Genomic DNA, 16,972 nt, shown 5'->3' on the forward strand with positions numbered 1-16,972 from the left:
CGAGCCTGCGTCGCGGGCTCATCAACGGCAACCGAGGCCTCGCCCGTGTCCACTTCCGTCGACTCTGCAGCCGTGCCGCTCCCACCCGAATCCGTAGAACCGTCGATGCCGACTGTGCGTCGGAGGCTTGCCGCGCTGATGTATGAAGGTGTGCTGCTGTTTGGCGTGGTGTTCCTGGCGGGGTATCTGTTTAGCACGCTTACGCAGCAGCGCAATGGGCTGACTCATCACAACTGGCTCGCGGCCTGGGTGGGGCTGGTGGTCGGGGTGTATTTCGTCTGGTTCTGGACGCACGGCGGGCAGACGCTGCCGATGAAGACCTGGCGATTACGGGTGGTGGCCGCCAGGGATGGCGGGCGGCTTTCCGTGCTGCGCGCGGTGGTGCGGTATGTGTTGGCGTGGTTGTGGTTTTTGCCGCCGTTGGCGGTGCATCCGCTTTTTGGGCTTACGGTGCCGCAGACGCTGATTGTTGCTGTCGTGTGGTTCGTTTTATATGCGGCCGTCGGGCGGGTCGGTGTGAGACGACAGTTTCTGCATGATCGGATGGCGGGGACTGAGGTTATTTCGCTACCGCGGTGAGTTTTTTTGCCTGCGGCGGCTTTTTGCTGTTGGTGCCGTGTTTGCTCCTTCGCAGTTCGGTGTGCTTGGGTTTGCGCTGGCATCCGCGCTATGGTGTTTGCTGCGCGAGCTCCGGCGCGGTGTGTTTGCCTTTGCGCTGGCATCCGCGTTTTGTTAGCGTGCTTCACGCGTCGCCCCTGTGCGGGGCGACGCTTGAAGCACGAAGGCAAAGCGCGGATGCCAGCGCAAAAGCCAAAACACCAAACAGCAACACGCGCACAGTCTCGATATCGGTGGTGGCGTTGCTGCCGCTACAAATCGAATTGACGGCCGTATTCAGCCCGGCGGCGACCCTCGCGACGCCCATCACGCCAACCATCGCGAGCGTCACGATGAACGAAAGCATCCACCCTCACGCGATCACGAACCCATCAATCGCAACGTTGCATCGCGCCGACAATTGCCAACGCGTAATAAGAACTTCTCGTGAATGTCACGGCTCCGTCACGCAGCAATGGCGCAATGCGGGTACTGCAACTCGACGCGTGAGCCATGGACAACAACACGTCCGCGACTTCCCTCTTCCGCCAGAATGGCCCGAGCGTCGATCCCGTCGCTTTCGGCCCCCGCACCCCCTCAGTTGGCCTGCCGCCGCTCCCGCATCTGCCGGTGACGCCAACACCTTCTGAAAGCGATCACGACGACGGTCACGAGAATTCGCACCGCTATCGCACCATCTGGCTCTCCGACATCCATCTCGGTTCCGGCGGCTGCCAGGCGAACTATCTGCTCGACTTCCTGCGCCATAACGAATCCGAGTACCTGTACCTCGTCGGCGACATCATCGACGGCTGGCAGCTGAAGAAAGGCTGGTACTGGCCGCAGGCGCACAACGACGTCGTGCAGAAGATCCTGCGCAAGGCTCGCAAGGGCACCCAGGTCGTGTACATCCCCGGCAATCACGACGAAGGCGCGCGGCAGTTCTGCGATCTCGCGTTCGGCGACATCCACGTGCGCGGTGAAGCGTTCCACACCACGCTGCAGGGCAAGCGCCTGTGGATCGTTCACGGCGATCTGTTCGACGGCGTGATCCAGCATGCGAAGTGGCTCGCGTATCTCGGCGACACGCTCTACACGATGATTCTCGTGCTGAACCGCTGGTTCAACCGCATCCGCATCAAGCTCGGTTTCCAGTACTGGTCGCTGTCGCAGTACCTGAAGCATCAGGTGAAGAACGCGGTGAACTTCATCTCGGCGTTCGAGAACGTGATGACGGATGAAGCGCGACGACGCGGCTGCGACGGCGTCGTATGCGGGCACATTCACAAGGCCGAGATCCGCGAGATCGACGGCGTGCTGTATTGCAACGACGGCGACTGGGTCGAGAGCCTGTCGGCGCTCGTCGAGACCTACGAAGGCGAACTGAAGGTCATCTACTGGACCGTGATGCGCTCGCCTGAAGCGAACACGACGAAAGCCCGCGCCACAGCGTGAGCGCACACCATCACCACTACGAGAGGGCCAATCGCATGAAGATCATGATCGTCACCGATGCGTGGGAACCGCAGGTCAACGGCGTCGTTCGCACGCTGAAGAACACGACGCGCGAACTGACGGCGATCGGCCACAAGGTCGATCTGCTGACGCCGCTCGAGTTCAAGACAATTCCGTGCCCGACGTATCCGGAGATTCGCCTGTCGCTGATGCCGCGACGCCACTTGCGCCAGCGCATCGACGAGTTCCAGCCGGACGCGCTGCACATCGCGACGGAAGGCCCGCTCGGGCTGGCCGCGCGCAAGTATGCGATCGAGCACAAGCTGCCATTCACGACGGCCTATCACACGCGCTTCCCCGAATACGTCGAGGCGCGCTTTGGCGTTCCCGTCGCGTGGACGTACCGCTTCCTGCACTGGTTTCACAAGGCATCACTTGCCGTGATGGCGCCGACGCCTGTCGTCAAGACCGACCTCGAAAAGTTTGGCTTCACGAACGTCGTGTTGTGGACGCGCGGCGTCGATCTCGAGATTTTCCGGCAGATGGAATCGAAGGTGCTCAACACCGCGCGGCCGATTTTTCTGTACGTCGGGCGCGTGGCCGTCGAGAAGAATGTCGAAGCGTTCCTGAAGCTCGATCTGCCCGGCTCGAAGTGGGTGTGCGGTGAGGGCCCGGCGCTTGCCGAACTGAAGTCGCGCTATCCGGCCGCCAACTATCTCGGCGTGCTGACGCAGGCCGAACTCGCGAAGGTCTATGCGGCCGCCGACGTGTTCGTGTTCCCGAGCAGGACCGACACGTTCGGTCTCGTGCTGCTCGAAGCGCTCGCGTGCGGCACGCCTGTCGCGGCGTATCCTGTGACGGGTCCGATCGATGTACTCGGCGACGGTGGCGCGGGCGCGATGCACGAAGACTTGCGCGAAGCTTGCCTGCAGGCGCTGAAGATCGATCGCAACGATGCGCGCGCGTGGGCCGAACGTTTTTCGTGGGCGGCTGCGTCCGAGCAGTTCGCTGCGCATCTGAAGCCGCTGTCGCGTCCCGCTTACCGAGAGGAAAGCGCCGCCGCCTGATCCGCCCGACGCGCAAGCGCCCTCACTTCTCGCTACGCCCATGCAAACGAGACAATCGAACGCATTGCGCGCTCCGCAGGAATCGCTGCGCGACGCGAAGACGGCAGTGTCGAACGCGGAGCCGTATGGCGAACCGTTCGATGATGTGCATGATATGCACGAGGACGGCGCGCCGCGGGCGCGGGCGCGGTATGCTGGAGAGTCCAGCTCTGCTCCTGTTTCTGCCATGTCATCTACTACGCGCGATGCCGCGCAAGCTCGCGAAGACGCGCTGAATGGCGCGAAAACCGATGCGCCGGAATCGCTCGAGCCATTGGGTCCCGATGATCCGCTCGCGCCGCTGCCCTTTAATCCATACAAGGGCAATCGCGGGATCACCCGCGCGTGGCATGCGATGAAGAATTCGTTTGCCGGGTTTCGGGTTGCGATTCGTGAGGAGAGCGCGTTTCGGCAGGAGCTGACGTTGGCGGCGATTCTTTTGCCTTGCGGCGTTTTGGTGCCTGTTGAGCCGGTGTCTCGTGTGCTGTTGCTGGGGTCTGTTTTTCTTGTGCTGATTGTCGAGTTGCTCAACTCTAGCGTTGAGGCGGCTATTGATCGGATTTCGCTCGAGCGGCATGAACTGTCGCGGCGTGCGAAGGATCTTGGTAGCGCCGCTGTTATGGTTGCGCTTTTTATCTGCGTGATGACGTGGGGTTTGCTCGTTGGGCCGCTTGTTGTGCGTTGGGTGAGTGGGTGGGTTCGGGCAATGCAGTAGATTTCGTTTCGAAATGTCTGCGACGCTGGGATGGTTTGCTTTTCGCTGGCGTCCGCGATTTGCCTTCGTGTTTCAGGCGTCGCTGTTCGGTGTTTTGGCCTTTTCGCTGGCATCCGCGTTTTGTTAGCGTGCTTCACGCGTCGCCCCTGTGCGGGGCGGCACCTACTTTTCTTTGCCGCCGCAAAGAAAAGTAGGCAAAAGAAAGCGGCTCACACCGCCAGTTCTTGTGTTTGCCTGAGGGCCCCCACAGGGTCTTACGCTTCACACGGCAATCACGTGACCCACGCTCGTTGCCCGCGCGTTGAAAGAGCGCCTCACCTGCTCCACGCGCCCGCGTTGCGGCACGCCGTGCCAGATAGTCCACCGCCGCCCAGGTGGCAAACTGTGTGTCGGCCGTAGTGCTGCACCCGTCTCACTCCGGACCGATAGCGCACGCGTTCCACCCTGTAAGAGCGCCAGGCTATACGACGCGACAACCTACACACAGTTTGCCACCTGGGCGGCAGAAACCATTCGCTGCCGCTAGCACGTGTGCGGGTGTTTGAAGTGGGTGAGGCGTTCATTCGAAGCGTTGGCAACGAGCACCGACCAGGGTACTGTCATGTGAAGCGTGGGGACGTTGGGGGCCCGTGGATAAGAACACGGGCTGGCGGTGTTAGCCGCTTTCTTTTGCCTACTTTTCTTTGCGGCGGCAAAGAAAAGTAGGTGCCGCCCCGCACAGGGGCGACGCGTGAACAGCAAACACCATAGCGCGGATGCCAGCGAAAACCCAAGCACACCAAACCGCGATGCTTGAAGCAAAAAGGCAAATCGCGGATGCCAGCGCAAAACCAAACCCACAGAGACGACGCATGAAGCACGAAGACAAATCGCAAATGCCAGCGAAAGGCCAAAACACCCACCACCCCCGCCCGCGCAGCAAAAACCCCAAACCCAACCCAGCGTCGCAGACAGAACCAAATCCCATCGAACGGTCGGTTTATAATCGAGAAGACAGCCTGAACAAACCCCAAAACCCCAGCCCGGGCAGCGCAGCAAGCCCGCCAAGGACGATATGGAAGCCAAACCTCCCCGCCGCACGCGCGAACGGATTCTCGAGCTATCGTTGAAGCTCTTCAACGAGATCGGCGAGCCGAACGTCACGACGACGACGATCGCCGAGGAAATGGAAATCAGTCCAGGCAACCTGTACTACCACTTCCGCAACAAAGACGACATCATCAACAGCATCTTCAGCCAGTTCGAGCAGGAGATCGAAAAGCGTCTGCGTTTCCCGGACGACCATCGCGCAACCATCGACGAAATGTGGTCGTATCTGCAGTACATGGTCGACTTCACGTGGCGCTATCGCTTCCTGTATCGCGACCTCAACGATCTGCTCGCACGCAACCGCACGCTCGAAACACACTTCAAGCAGATCATCAGCCACAAGGTGCGCTTCGCGAGCCAGTTCTGCGAGCAGCTCGTGGCCGACAACGAAATGGTCGCGACGCCCGACGAGCTCAAAGTCATCGCAACCAACATCGGCGTGATCGCGACCTACTGGCTGTCGTATCAGTTCGTCATGAATCCGCGCAAGTACAACGAACAGGAAGCGATCCAGGCCGAACTGCATCAGGTCAGCGTGCAGATCGTGTCGCTGATGGCGCCCTATCTGCGCGGACGCTCGCGCGAACTGTTCGACGATCTTGTGTCGGGCAAGCATCCGCAGCGCGAGTTCTACGACTATCTGCCGCCGCGCGAACCTCGCAACGAATCGAAGGACCGGTAACGATGAAGGCAGTCTGTGTCTATTGCGGCTCCTCTAACGGAGTCAAACCGCTATACCGCGAGGCCGCGAAGGCGTTCGGACGCGCGCTCGTCGCCGCGAACCTGTCGCTCGTCTACGGCGGCGGCAAGGTCGGCCTGATGGGCGTGATCGCCGACGAAGTGATGGCCGCGGGCGGCCGCGCGATCGGCGTGATTCCAGAACTGCTGGTCAACAAGGAAGTCGGCCATAACGGCCTGTCGGAACTGCACGTCGTGCCCGACATGCATCAGCGCAAGAAGATGATGGCCGATCTCTCGGACGCGTTCGTCGCGATGCCGGGCGGCGCAGGCACGCTCGAAGAGCTGTTCGAGGTCTACACGTGGGCGCAGCTTGGCTATCATCAGAAGGCAGTGGCCGTGCTGAACATCGACGGCTTCTACGATCCGTTAATTGCGATGCTCGAACACACGGTGCAGGAAGGCTTCATGCGCCAGACGTACTTCGACATCCTGCAGGTCGACAACGATCCCGCCGCCCTGATCCAGAAGCTGCAACGCTACCAGCCGCCCGCAAGCGACAAGTGGGCGGACAACCGCGAGCGCGTGTGACGCTCGTTGAGCGCTTTCCTGCTTCATAACGAGAGGCCAGCATGACGAAAGTGGTTCTGATCACGGGCGCGAGCCGCGGCATTGGTCGCTCGACGGCCCGCATGCTCGGCGCGCACGGCTGGTCGGTCGGCGTGAACTACGCAACCAATGAAGCAGCCGCCAAACAGACGGCCGCCGAAGTCGGACGCGCAGGCGGCCACGCGCGCCTGATCGCGGGCGACGTCGCCGACGAAGCGCAAGTCATCGCGATGTTCGATGCCGTGGAGCATGCGTTTGGCCGCATCGACGCGCTCATCAACAACGCGGGTATCGTCGCGCCGTCGATGCCGCTGGCCGACATGGACGCCACGCGCCTGAAGCGCATGTTCGACGTCAACGTGTATGGCGCGTATCTGTGCGCGCGCGAGGCGGCGCGGCGCATGTCGAAGGATCGTGGCGGACATGGCGGCGTGATCGTGAACGTATCGTCGGCGGCGTCGCGGCTTGGCTCGCCGAACGAGTACGTCGATTACGCCGGCTCGAAAGGCGCCATCGATACGATGACGATCGGCCTCGCTAAAGAACTCGGCCCGCAGGGCATCCGCGTGAACGCGGTGCGCCCCGGACTGATCGACACCGATATCCACGCGAGCGGCGGCCGTCCCGACCGCGCCGCGGTGCTCGGCGTGCAGACGCCGCTCGGCCGTCCGGGAACGGCCGACGAAGTCGCTGAAGCGATCGTCTGGTTGGTGAGCGATGCGTCGTCGTATGTGAACGGCGCGCTGCTGGACGTCAGCGCGGGCCGCTGACCCAATCTAGAACGACGACCCCGGCTCACGCAAAAACGCCACCTCTTCATCGCTCGACGGACGCCCGAGCAACGCATTGCGATGCGGAAAGCGCCCGAAGCGCTCGACGATCTGCGCATGCCGCACAGCCGAGCGCGCATACGAAGGGTCCAGCCCTTGTCCTTCGAGCAGCGTGTAAAGACGCACGCCTTCGCGCTGCCCTTCCACCGTCTCATCGTGCTCGAACGGAATGTACGCGAACGCGCGGTGATAAACGGTCGGCAGCAACACGTCGCTGCCCTCTTCGATCATGCGGCGCGTAATGTTCATCGCCTGCGCGTCGCCGTCGTACATGCGCGACGTTCGCCGATGACAGTTGCGCGTGAACTGGTCGAGCACGATCACGAGCGCCAGCGAGCCGAGCGGCGTCGCGAGCCATGCATTGAGTTCATGCGCGAGGGCCGCTTCGATCGACGCACCGAAACGCTCGCGCAGCATCGCGTCGAACGCGTCGCTGCGTTTGAACCAGCGCTTCTGGTCCTTGCCGTATTCGTCCGAACCCGGCGTGCCGAACCAGCAATCCAGCACGTCGCGCGCGGCCGGATCGAGTGCCGCATAGTCTGCGTCCGGCGAGTACGCCGCCGCGTCGAACCGCACGCTCATGCGAACTCCAGCACGAGCCGCCGCGTACGCGCGCTTTTCTTTTCGAGCTTCGCGACGCGTAGCGCGCCGATCTCTCCCGTGTTGTGTACATGCGTGCCGCCGCACGGCTGCAGATCGACACCTTCGATGCGCAGCAGCCGCACGCGCCCGAGCCCCATCGGCGGCTTCACGCTCATCGTGCGAACTAGTTCGGGGCGCGCCGCCATTTCATCGTCGGTGATCCATTGCGTCGCAACGGCATGCGCACCGCCCACCAGTTCCGCGAGCCGCGTTTCGACGAGTTCGCGTTCAATCGGCTCGACGGTCGCGAAGTCGAGGCGCGCGTAGTCGGAGGTGATGCTGCAGCCATCGACGGGATACGGCAGCACCGCGCACATCAGGTGGCTCGCCGTGTGCAGGCGCATGTGCCGGTAGCGGCGCGTCCAGTGGATCTGCGCCGTCACCTTCTGACCAACGGCAAGCTGCGCGAGCAGCGCTTCCTGGCCGGGCGCGGGAACGTGGACGGCGTCGTCGGGCGTCGCGCCTTCGAACTTCGCCTTGCGTGTGTCGGCGATCTCGATACGCGTGCCGTCGTCGAGCGTCAACGCGCCCGCGTCGCCCGCCTGGCCGCCACCGAGGGGATAGAAAACGGTTTGATCGAGATGGATGCCCTGCTCGTCGAGCGCGGTGATGGTCGCGTCGCAGTGGGTCAGATAGGCGTCGTCGCGAAACAGCGCGCGCGTCGTCATGGGGAGTCTCCTTTGTGCTTTGTCGTGCCAGCGGACATTATGCCGATCCCGCCAACGCCCGCCGCGTTCAGATCGAAGCGCTCCCGACCGAACTGTACCGGCCACTCTGGCACGACGCTTTTACGACGCGCAACACTTCCGCTCGCTGTCGGCCAGCGCGTCAGCCCGGATGATTGCGCATCCAGTCGGCCGTATCGAAGAACGAATGCAGCAGGCGTTCACGCAGCGGCTCGGGCAGACCGACGTCGTCCATCGCCCATGCCATACAGCGCAGCCACTGATCGCGTTCCACCGATGCAATCTGGAACGGCAGATGCCGCGCGCGCAGACGCGGATGGCCGAAGCGGCTGATGTAATGATCGGGGCCGCCGAGCCAGCCGCACAGGAACCAGAACAGCTTGTCGCGCGAGCCGTCGAGCGTCGGCGGATGCAACTTGCGGATATCGGCGAAGTCGGCTTCGAGGTCCATCAGGTCGTAGAAACGGTCGACGATTTCGCGCACGCGCGCTTCGCCACCCACCAGTTCGAAGGCTGTCGGCTGCGACGGCGCTTCGTCAATCGGATCAGTCATACGGGCAACTACACAGTCAAAGGAATTTCAGGGAGGCGGACGCTGCTACACACATCAAGCATCACGCATCGCGCAGCGATTGCAGCGCGGGCCGCGTCAACACGTGCCGCAGGCTGAGCCACCCGCCAACGGCCGAGCAGACGACGCCCGCCGCAATGCCCGCGGGCAGGAGCCACGGGTTGAAGTTGATCGAAAAGTCGAACACGCGCGACGCGAGCACGAAGCCGATCAGCTGCGAGCCGATCGCCGCCATCAACCCCGACAACGCACCGACCACGACGAACTCCGCGACCTGCACCGCGCGCACCTGCGCGTGCGACGCGCCGAGCGCGCGCAACAGCGCGGATTCTCGCATACGCTCGTCCCGCGTGCCCGCGAGCGCGGCGTACAGCACCAGCACGCCCGCGAACAGCGTGAAGCCGAACAGGAACTGCACGGCGCCGATCACCTGGCCAATCACGCGCTGCACCTGCGCGAGAATCGGCGCGGTATCGATCGCGGTGAGGTTCGGATATTGACCGATCAGCCCGTCGATCACCGCGCGCTGTCCAGGCGGCACATGAAAGCTCGTGATGAAGGTCGCCGGGTAGTCCTTCAGCGCGGCAGGCGGCATCACGACGAAGAAGTTGACCTTGAACGAACCCCAGTCGAGCTTGCGCACGCTCGTCACGGGCGCGTCGACCTGCAGGCCCGTCACGTCGAAGCGCAGCTTGTCGCCGACCTTCACCTTGAGAATCTTCGCGAGGCCCTGCTCGATAGAAATCTGCGGTGTCGTGGCGTTGCCGTACCAGTCGCCCGATACGATCCGGTTGTCGTCCGGCAACTGCGTCGTGTACGACAGGTTGAACTCGCGATCCACCAGCCGCCGCGCGTCCTCGCTCTTGAAGTCGTCGGGATTGACGGGCTTGTCGTTGATTGCGATCAGGCGGCCGCGCACCATCGGCGCAAGCTCGACGCCGGGAAAACCGTGCGCCGACAGATAGTTCGTGACGAGATCGCGCTGGTCGGGCTGGATGTCGATGATGAATTCGTTCGGCGCGTCGGGCGGCGTCGAACGCTGCCAGCCTTCGATCAGATCGTTGCGCGTCATCCCGATCAGCAGCAGGCACATCAGGCCGATCGCGAGCGCGGTGATCTGCAGCGCGCTCGAATTCGAGCGGCGCTCCAGCGACGCCAGCGCATAGCGCCAGCCAATGCCAATATGAAAGCGCTCGCTGCGCACGATACGCGCCGCGCCCCACAACGCGAGACGCGCGACCAGCGCGAACAGCAGCAGCCCGCCCGCGAAGCCGCCCGCGACGATCCCGCCGATCTTCAGTTCGCCCGCGGCGAGAATCAGCAGCCCCGCGAACAGCACGATGCCGAGCGCGTATGCGGCCCACGCGGTGCGCCCTTCTTCGCCCCACTCGCGACGCAGCACGCGCACGGGCGGCACATGCGTCAACGGCAACAGCGGCGGCAGCGCGAAACCGACCAGCAGCACGAGACCGGCGGCGATGCCTTCAAGCGCGGGCCAGACAGTCGGATAAGGCAACGACACGTCGATCAGGCTGCCGAGCCACCAGAAGAGCGCCAGATGCCCGCCGAAGCCGAGCACCACGCCCGCCATGCCGCCGACCAGACCGAGTCCCGCGAATTCGAACAGGAACAGCGCACGCAAGGTTCGCTGGCTTGCGCCGAGGCAGCGCATCGCCGCGCAGCTGTCCAGATGCCGCCGCATGTACCGATGCGCGGCCATCGCGATCGCGACGGCGGCAAGCAGCGCCGTCAGCAGCGACACGAGCGTGAGGAAGTGGCTCGCGCGGTCGAGCGTCTGGCGCACCTGCGGCTGGCCGTCCTGCAGCGACTCCAGCGCGTAGCCACGCATCTTGCCGTTGTCGACGCGCTCATGCGCCCACTTCGCAAACGACGCGACCGGCTCGTCGCCGCCCGCCACCAGCAGCCGGTAGGTGACGCGGCTGCCGTAGCCCGTCAGTCCCGTCGACGCGAGATCGTCGGCACGCATCATCAGGCGCGGCGAGAAATTGACGAACGCGAAGCCGCGATCCAGCTCGCGCGTGATCAAGGCGCCGATCGTGAAATCGCGCCCGCCCACCTTCACCTTGTCGCCGATGCCCGCCTTCAGCGCGTCCAACATCTGCTGATCGACCCACACCTCGCCGGGCGGCGGGATGCCGCGTACCTCGCGATCGGGCGCGCCGGCCGTGAGCGCGAGTTTCAGCTCGCCGCGCAGCGGATAGCCGGCCGACACCGCTTTCACCGCCGCGAGCCGCGAGACCGGCTTTGACCCAGGCGTGGAAGCCGTCGAATTGACCATGCTGGGGAAAATCGCCGTCGTCGCCGTGTCGAGGCCCAGCGCTTTGGCCTTGTCGGCGAATTGCGGATCGACGGGATGGTCGGAGCGGACGATGAAATCGGCGGCGATCATGCGTCGCGCATCGCGCTCGAGACCTTGATGCAACCGGTCGGCCAGAAAGCCGACGCTGGACAGCGCCGCGACGGCCAGCACGAGCGCGAGCAGCAGCATCGTCAGTTCGCCCGCGCGCCAGTCGCGCGCCGTCATGCGCAGCGACTGATGCAGCAGATGGCCCAGCGACAGCCGGTGCGCAGGCGCGCGCCGCTCATGGCGGTCGCGCGGGGATTCAGGCGGAAGCTCGGGCGGAGCCTCGGTGGTGACGCGTTCGGCTTCGCTCAATCGTGACGGCTCCGCGCGAATCGCGACACCATATGCGTCGCCATGCCGCGAAAGCCGCCCTGCACGCCGCGCCACAGACGCGGCAGCGCCCAGCTAGCGAGCACGAGGAAGCCGACCAGCAGTACAAGAAAGAGCACTGGGACGAACAGCGCGAGCAGCAGCCCGCCGAATACGAGCCCATCCTCAGCCGTCGACGTCACGACATTGGACACCGGCTCCGGCGACAGATTGATCAGCGCCCGCGTGCCCGCCTTCGTCAGATGCGACGCACCCGCGAGCGTGCCGCCGGCCAGCGCAGCGACCGTCATCAGTGCCGGATCGGCGTGACCGAGCGCGCCGACGGCCAGCATGGCGCCTGCGGGAATGCGGATGAACGTGTGAACGGCGTCCCACAGCGAATCGAACGCGGGAATCTTGTCGGCGAGAAATTCGGCGAGCGTCAGGACGGCCGCCGCGCCGATCACCCATGGCGACTGCAGCACGGACAGCGTATCGGGAAGATGGATGAAACCGGCGCGCCCGAACACGCCCGCAATCAGGACGGTCAGATAAAGGCGCAAGCCGCTGCCCCAGGAGAGGCCCGCTGCAAGCGAAAGAGGTTCAAGCATGGCCGCCTCCGAGGCGCGCATAGCGAGCCGTCAGTTCCGGCGGCTGTGCCATGGAACGGAGGGAAGCGCCAGAGGCTCCGCCCGCCGAAGCCGCCGGACCCGCGCATCAAGGCCGCGCGGAGCAATTTCAGGGTGATTTCCGTCTCATTATAGCCACGTCAATCCGCCGACCGCACGGCCGCGCGGCGGTTTGTAGCGTGATTGCGGCAATTTCCAGACGAATGGCGCGCTTTGACGAGCCGGCGGGCACTTGATCAGTGCCCCGACGAGAGCTTCAACCCGATTAGTCCGACGACGATCAGCACCGCGCTGCCGACGCGCGCCGCCGTCACCGCCTCGCCCATCATCACGATGCCGAAAATGAACGCGCCGACCGCGCCGATGCCCGTCCAGACAGCGTAGGCCGTGCCGAGCGGCAACTGGCGCATCGCCATTGCAAGCAGCACGAAGCTGCCGAGCGCCGTCACGATAGTGAAGACGGACGGCCAGAAACGGGTAAAACCTTCGGAGGTCTTGAGACCGGCCGCCCATGCGACTTCCAGCAAACCGGCGACAAACAGAAGAATCCAGGACATGAGACGAACTCCCAATGAAGATGGGGCCGTCCCCGTTGAAAGCGGATGCAGCAAGGTCGTCCTTGCCGCACGTCATCATATCAAAATGGACGGATTTGTACCGCCCTCTCATACCTGATCCGATATAACGCGACACCATGCCGCGCCCTGTCACGGTGGATCAGGCGACGCCGACCAGCCGGTATCCGACGCCCGTCTCGGTGACGATATGCTCGGGCTGCGCCGGATCGCGTTCCAGCTTCTGCCGCAGATGCGCCATGTAGATGCGCAGATAGTGGTGGCTTTCCACATGTGACGGCCCCCACACGTCGCGCAGCAACTGCCGGTGCGTCAGCACGCGGCCCGCGTGGCGCACGAGTGTCGCGAGCAGCCGGTATTCGAGCGGCGTCAGATGGACGGGCTCGCCGTCGCGCGACACCTGGCGCAACGCCAGATCGACGGTCACGCCGCCGAAATGCACCTGCGGCGTCTCGTTGGCACCGCCCTGGTTGCGCCGGCGCATATGCGCGCGAATCCGCGCGAGCAGCTCGGACACGCCGAACGGCTTGGTCAGATAGTCGTCGGCGCCCGCGTCGAGCGCGGCCACCTTCTCGCTCTCCTGCGTGCGCGCCGACAGCACGATCACGGGTAACTCGCTCCAGCCGCGCAGTTCGCGGATCACGTCGAGGCCATCGGTATCGGGCAGGCCGAGATCGACGATCACGAGATCGGGCTTGCGTGTCGCGGCTTCGATCAGCCCCTGCTTGCCCGTGGGCGCGTCGTACACGACCATGCCCTCGCCTTCCAGCGATGCCCGCACGAAGCGGCGAATCTGTTGTTCGTCTTCGATCAGTACGACAGTGATGCTCAGGTCGCTCATGAGTGGGTATTCGGATGCGTGTCGGCTTGTTGTCGATGAGGCGGATCGGTGTCCGGGTCTGCGTGCGCTTCGGTGTCCGGTTCGCCCGCTGCGTCGTCGTCGAGGACGTCGGGCACGGGCGGCGGCGTTTCGATGGGCAGCGTGAACCAGAAGCGCGCGCCTTCGATGCGGCCATCGGCGGCGACGCGGTTGGCCGCGCCGATTCTACCGCCATGCGCCTCGGCGATCGCGCGGCAGATCGCAAGGCCGAGGCCGATGCCCGGCTTTGCCGATTCCTTCTCGCCGCGCGTGAACTTCTCGAAGATGCGCGCTTCCATGCCGGGCGGCAAGCCCGGCCCCGTGTCGTCGACGGTCACGCGCACGAACGGTTTGCCGTTCTCGTCGATGCGCTGCGCGCCGATTGTCAGCGGCGTGTCGGGTGGCACGTACTTCGCCGCGTTCTCGAACAGGTTCGCGAAGAGCCGTTCGAGCAGCACGGCATCGAGTTGCAGCAACGGCAGATCGGCGGGCAGCGATACCTGCACGGGATGACGCGCGAGCGTGCGCCGGCAGTCGCGCAGCGCCGAGCCCACCGTCTCTTCGAGCAGCGACCATTGCCGGTTCAGCTTCAAACTGCCCGCCTGCAGGCGCGCCATATCGAGCAGATTCGTGACGATGCCCGTCATGCGCAGCGCTTCTTCGTGAATCGCGTCGACGAGTTCGCCCTGCGCCGCGTTGCTGGCGTCGCGCGGCTGGCCGGCGAGCATCGACGAAAAGCCGACGATCGCCGTCAGCGGCGTGCGCAGATCGTGCGAAATCGCGGACAGCAGCGAGTTGCGCAGCCGCTCGGACTCCATGTTCACGAGCGCATCGCGCGCGATATCGACGTAATGCACGCGCTCCAGCGCGAGCGCGATTTGCGCGGCGAACGCGTCGAGCATGCGCTGCTGCTCGGGCACGTCGAGTTCGTGCTCGTCCTGCATCGCGACGGCCAGCACGCCGCGCGTGCGCATCGGCGCGCGCAGCGGCAAATAAAGCGCCTTCGCGGCGGGCAGCGTGTCGGTGCCGTGGCCCGCGGGCTTCTGCTGGTCGTACACCCACTGACCGACATCGACGTCGAGCGAGGCAGCCTCGAGCATGATGGTCTCGTCGGGATCATCGACTTTCTGCTTTACCTGATCTGCGCTATCGGGCAACAACATCGCGACGCGGGCGCGGAACACCTCGCTCACGTGACGGCTGCCGATGCCGACGATCTGCTCCGCGGTCAGCGCCGCCGCCAGTTCGCGCGCCATGGCGTACATGGCGCCCGTGCGTTGCTCGCGTCTGCGCGCGACGCTCGCCTCATGTCGCAGGCTCGACGTCAGATGGCCGATTACCAGTGACGTCAGCAGCATGCCGAGGAAGGTCAGCAGGTATTGCGTATCCGACACCGACAACGACATGCGCGGCGGCACGAAGAAGAAGTCGAACGCGGCGACGGAGAGGAACGACAGCATCACGCCTGGCCCGCGTCCCAGCTTCACGGCCGTGAAGATCACGCCGAGCAGATACAGCATCACGAGGTTCGCGAGATCGATGCGGTCAATCAACTGGCTCGCGATCAGCGTAACGCCCGCACAGATCGCGACTGCCCACGCGTAATTGCGCGGCGGCGAACGGCGGTCGCGCGCTGCGATCAGCGCGTCGCGCCACGCGCGCCCTTCTTCGTCGGCGCGGCGATCGCGGGTCGTTCCTGCTTCGTCGTTGCTTGCGCGGATCAGCGTGAGATCGAGGTCGCTTGCGCGTTCCGCGAGGCGCTCGCCGAACGGGCGGCGTAACCAGCGCGCCAGACCCGTGGCGGACGAGCCGCCCGCTATCAGCTTCGACACGTTGCGCACGCGCGCATAGCCGATCAAGGTCGAGACGGCGTCGGCGCCCGCGAGCGTTCCCGTTTCCGCGCCGAGTTCGGCGGCGAGCTTGAGCGCGTCGAGCGTGCGTTCGCGGCGTGCGTCGGAGAGCCGTTGCAGCTTGGGTGTTTCGACGTAGACAGCGATCCAGTCCGCCTTCAGGCTTGCCGCGAGACGCGCGGCCGCGCGCACCAGCAGCGGCGCCTCGGGGCCGGGCCCGACGCACACGAGGAGCCGTTCGCGCGCCTGCCAGATGCGCTGGATGGAGCGGTCGGCGCGGTACTCGCGCATTTGCGCATCGACGCGGTCGGCCGTACGGCGCAGCGCCAGTTCGCGCAACGCGATCAGATTGCCCTTGCGGAAGAAGTTGCGCACGGCGCGCTCGGCCTGTTGCGGCATGTAGACCTTGCCGTCGCGCAGGCGGTCGAGCAGTTCTTCCGCGGGCAGGTCGACGAGCGTCACTTCGTCGGCGCGGTCGAAGACGCGGTCGGGGACTGTCTCCCATACGCGGATGCCGGTGATCTGGCCGACTACGTCGTTGAGGCTTTCGAGGTGCTGGACGTTGACGGTCGTGTAGACGTCGATGCCGGCATCTAGCAGTTCGTAGACGTCTTGCCAGCGTTTTGCGTGGCGTGCGCCTTGTACGTTCGAGTGGGCTAGCTCGTCGACGAGGATCAGTTGCGGTTTGCGTTCGAGCGCGGCGTCGAGGTCGAATTCGCCTAGCAGGCGGCCGCGGTATTCGATGCGGGCGAGCGGCAGGACGTCGAGGTCTTTGAGCAGCGCTGCTGTTTCGTTGCGACCGTGGGTTTCCGCTATTCCTACGACTACGTCGATGTTTTCTTCTTTTCGGCGACGTGCTGCTTGCAGCATTGCATAGGTCTTGCCGACGCCGGCTGATGCGCCAAAGAATATCTTCAGCTTGCCGCGCTGGCGTTTTTCTTCTTCGCGCTGGAGTTTGTCGAGTAGCTCGTCGGGGTCGGGGCGGGACATGGTGTTGGGTTTGGGGTTTTTGCACTTCCGTGCGGGTATGGTGACATGGTTTTTTTATGTCTGCGACGCTGAGGTGGTTTGCGCTTTGCGCGGGCGGTCCGGTTTTTTATGGCCTTGCGGTGGCATCCGCGCTTTGACTTCGTGCTTCATGCGTCGCCCCTGTGCGCTTACCTATTCGCTGGCATCCGCGCTATGCCTTCGTGTTTCATGCGTCGCCCCTGTGCGGGGCGGCACCTACTTTTCTTTGCCGCCGCAAAGAAAAGTAGGCAAAAGAAAGCGGCTAACACCGCCAACATTTCTTCTTGCCTGAGGGCCCCCGAAGGTTCTTACGCTTCACGCGGCAACCACGTGACCCACGTTCGTTGCCAGCTCTCTTGCGATGCGCCTCACCCGCTTCACGCACCCGCGCTTCACCAT

General features: G+C 64.3%; 16 protein-coding genes. 7 read left to right on the forward strand and 9 right to left on the reverse strand.

The genetic code is table 11. The annotated features are described in order from the left end of the window. Positions 1-105 precede the first annotated feature (105 nt). Positions 106-579 (forward strand): RDD family protein, encoded by a 474-nt coding sequence (locus C2L65_RS10695; protein WP_042316813.1) that lies wholly within the window; start codon positions 106-108, stop codon positions 577-579. 163 nt (positions 580-742) lie between these two features. Here C2L65_RS10695 and C2L65_RS10700 read toward each other — a convergent pair whose 3' ends face one another. Next, positions 743-964: a hypothetical protein gene (locus C2L65_RS10700; protein WP_042316810.1), complete on the reverse strand. Its 222-nt coding sequence runs from the start codon at positions 962-964 to the stop codon at positions 743-745. 146 nt (positions 965-1,110) lie between these two features. Here C2L65_RS10700 and C2L65_RS10705 point away from each other — a divergent pair, with 146 nt between their 5' ends. The 6 genes from C2L65_RS10705 (at position 1,111) to C2L65_RS10730 (ending at position 7,019) form a co-directional block, all read left to right on the forward strand. Further along, complete coding sequence (locus C2L65_RS10705; protein WP_042316807.1) at positions 1,111-2,052, forward strand: UDP-2,3-diacylglucosamine diphosphatase; 942 nt, start codon at positions 1,111-1,113, stop codon at positions 2,050-2,052. 35 nt (positions 2,053-2,087) lie between these two features. Continuing rightward, positions 2,088-3,119 carry a glycosyltransferase family 4 protein gene (locus C2L65_RS10710; RefSeq protein WP_042316805.1) on the forward strand — a complete coding sequence of 344 codons (1,032 nt, stop codon included), beginning with the start codon at positions 2,088-2,090 and terminating at the stop codon, positions 3,117-3,119. 40 nt (positions 3,120-3,159) lie between these two features. Continuing rightward, positions 3,160-3,873: a diacylglycerol kinase gene (locus C2L65_RS10715; protein ID WP_081921560.1), complete on the forward strand. Its 714-nt coding sequence runs from the start codon at positions 3,160-3,162 to the stop codon at positions 3,871-3,873. 1,054 nt (positions 3,874-4,927) lie between these two features. After that, positions 4,928-5,644 (forward strand): TetR/AcrR family transcriptional regulator, encoded by a 717-nt coding sequence (locus C2L65_RS10720; protein ID WP_007583486.1) that lies wholly within the window; start codon positions 4,928-4,930, stop codon positions 5,642-5,644. A 2-nt stretch (positions 5,645-5,646) separates the two neighbouring features. Next, complete coding sequence (locus tag C2L65_RS10725; protein ID WP_042316167.1) at positions 5,647-6,231, forward strand: LOG family protein; 585 nt, start codon at positions 5,647-5,649, stop codon at positions 6,229-6,231. Positions 6,232-6,272: 41 nt separating this feature from the next. Next, positions 6,273-7,019: an SDR family oxidoreductase gene (locus C2L65_RS10730; protein WP_042316170.1), complete on the forward strand. Its 747-nt coding sequence runs from the start codon at positions 6,273-6,275 to the stop codon at positions 7,017-7,019. Between the two features lie 6 nt (positions 7,020-7,025). Here the strand turns inward: C2L65_RS10730 and C2L65_RS10735 are convergent, their stop codons facing one another. From C2L65_RS10735 to C2L65_RS10770, 8 genes are all read right to left on the reverse strand, one after another. Then, a complete protein-coding gene (locus C2L65_RS10735) occupies positions 7,026-7,661 on the reverse strand; it encodes a DUF924 family protein (protein ID WP_042316172.1) in 636 nt (211 codons plus the stop codon). Further along, on the reverse strand, positions 7,658-8,389 hold the full coding sequence (locus tag C2L65_RS10740) for an alanyl-tRNA editing protein (RefSeq protein WP_042316174.1): 732 nt from the start codon (positions 8,387-8,389) through the stop codon (positions 7,658-7,660). The genes C2L65_RS10735 and C2L65_RS10740 overlap by 4 nt, the downstream gene beginning before the upstream one ends. A gap of 160 nt (positions 8,390-8,549) precedes the next feature. Then, entirely contained in the window at positions 8,550-8,960 is a 411-nt protein-coding gene (locus C2L65_RS10745; protein WP_007583477.1) for a group II truncated hemoglobin, read from the reverse strand. 61 nt (positions 8,961-9,021) lie between these two features. Beyond that, entirely contained in the window at positions 9,022-11,523 is a 2,502-nt protein-coding gene (locus C2L65_RS10750) for an ABC transporter permease (RefSeq protein ID WP_081921537.1), read from the reverse strand. Positions 11,524-11,651: 128 nt separating this feature from the next. Further along, the gene (locus C2L65_RS10755; protein WP_042316197.1) at positions 11,652-12,263 is read right to left on the reverse strand and encodes a DUF4126 domain-containing protein; all 612 of its coding nucleotides are present in this window, start codon (positions 12,261-12,263) and stop codon (positions 11,652-11,654) included. A 254-nt stretch (positions 12,264-12,517) separates the two neighbouring features. Beyond that, complete coding sequence (sugE, locus tag C2L65_RS10760) at positions 12,518-12,838, reverse strand: quaternary ammonium compound efflux SMR transporter SugE (protein ID WP_042316177.1); 321 nt, start codon at positions 12,836-12,838, stop codon at positions 12,518-12,520. 160 nt (positions 12,839-12,998) lie between these two features. Next, positions 12,999-13,697 carry a two-component system response regulator KdpE gene (gene kdpE, locus C2L65_RS10765; protein WP_042316180.1) on the reverse strand — a complete coding sequence of 233 codons (699 nt, stop codon included), beginning with the start codon at positions 13,695-13,697 and terminating at the stop codon, positions 12,999-13,001. Beyond that, the gene (locus C2L65_RS10770; RefSeq protein WP_042316183.1) at positions 13,694-16,555 is read right to left on the reverse strand and encodes a DUF4118 domain-containing protein; all 2,862 of its coding nucleotides are present in this window, start codon (positions 16,553-16,555) and stop codon (positions 13,694-13,696) included. Before C2L65_RS10770 ends, kdpE begins: the two co-directional genes overlap by 4 nt. Positions 16,556-16,972 lie beyond the last annotated feature (417 nt).

This window comes from Paraburkholderia terrae, assembly GCF_002902925.1.
Classification (GTDB): Bacteria; Pseudomonadota; Gammaproteobacteria; order Burkholderiales; family Burkholderiaceae; genus Paraburkholderia; species Paraburkholderia terrae.

What these genes read in the sequence shown, in the direction of transcription:
- C2L65_RS10695 (WP_042316813.1), top strand. Translation starts at nt 106, where the DNA reads ATGCCGACTGTGCGTCGGAGGCTTGCCGCGCTGATGTATGAAGGTGTG.
- C2L65_RS10700 (WP_042316810.1), bottom strand. Translation starts at nt 964, where the DNA reads ATGCTTTCGTTCATCGTGACGCTCGCGATGGTTGGCGTGATGGGCGTC.
- C2L65_RS10705 (WP_042316807.1), top strand. Translation starts at nt 1,111, where the DNA reads ATGGACAACAACACGTCCGCGACTTCCCTCTTCCGCCAGAATGGCCCG.
- C2L65_RS10710 (WP_042316805.1), top strand. Translation starts at nt 2,088, where the DNA reads ATGAAGATCATGATCGTCACCGATGCGTGGGAACCGCAGGTCAACGGC.
- C2L65_RS10715 (WP_081921560.1), top strand. Translation starts at nt 3,160, where the DNA reads ATGCAAACGAGACAATCGAACGCATTGCGCGCTCCGCAGGAATCGCTG.
- C2L65_RS10720 (WP_007583486.1), top strand. Translation starts at nt 4,928, where the DNA reads ATGGAAGCCAAACCTCCCCGCCGCACGCGCGAACGGATTCTCGAGCTA.
- C2L65_RS10725 (WP_042316167.1), top strand. Translation starts at nt 5,647, where the DNA reads ATGAAGGCAGTCTGTGTCTATTGCGGCTCCTCTAACGGAGTCAAACCG.
- C2L65_RS10730 (WP_042316170.1), top strand. Translation starts at nt 6,273, where the DNA reads ATGACGAAAGTGGTTCTGATCACGGGCGCGAGCCGCGGCATTGGTCGC.
- C2L65_RS10735 (WP_042316172.1), bottom strand. Translation starts at nt 7,661, where the DNA reads ATGAGCGTGCGGTTCGACGCGGCGGCGTACTCGCCGGACGCAGACTAT.
- C2L65_RS10740 (WP_042316174.1), bottom strand. Translation starts at nt 8,389, where the DNA reads ATGACGACGCGCGCGCTGTTTCGCGACGACGCCTATCTGACCCACTGC.
- C2L65_RS10745 (WP_007583477.1), bottom strand. Translation starts at nt 8,960, where the DNA reads ATGACTGATCCGATTGACGAAGCGCCGTCGCAGCCGACAGCCTTCGAA.
- C2L65_RS10750 (WP_081921537.1), bottom strand. Translation starts at nt 11,523, where the DNA reads ATGACGGCGCGCGACTGGCGCGCGGGCGAACTGACGATGCTGCTGCTC.
- C2L65_RS10755 (WP_042316197.1), bottom strand. Translation starts at nt 12,263, where the DNA reads ATGCTTGAACCTCTTTCGCTTGCAGCGGGCCTCTCCTGGGGCAGCGGC.
- sugE (WP_042316177.1), bottom strand. Translation starts at nt 12,838, where the DNA reads ATGTCCTGGATTCTTCTGTTTGTCGCCGGTTTGCTGGAAGTCGCATGG.
- kdpE (WP_042316180.1), bottom strand. Translation starts at nt 13,697, where the DNA reads ATGAGCGACCTGAGCATCACTGTCGTACTGATCGAAGACGAACAACAG.
- C2L65_RS10770 (WP_042316183.1), bottom strand. Translation starts at nt 16,555, where the DNA reads ATGTCCCGCCCCGACCCCGACGAGCTACTCGACAAACTCCAGCGCGAA.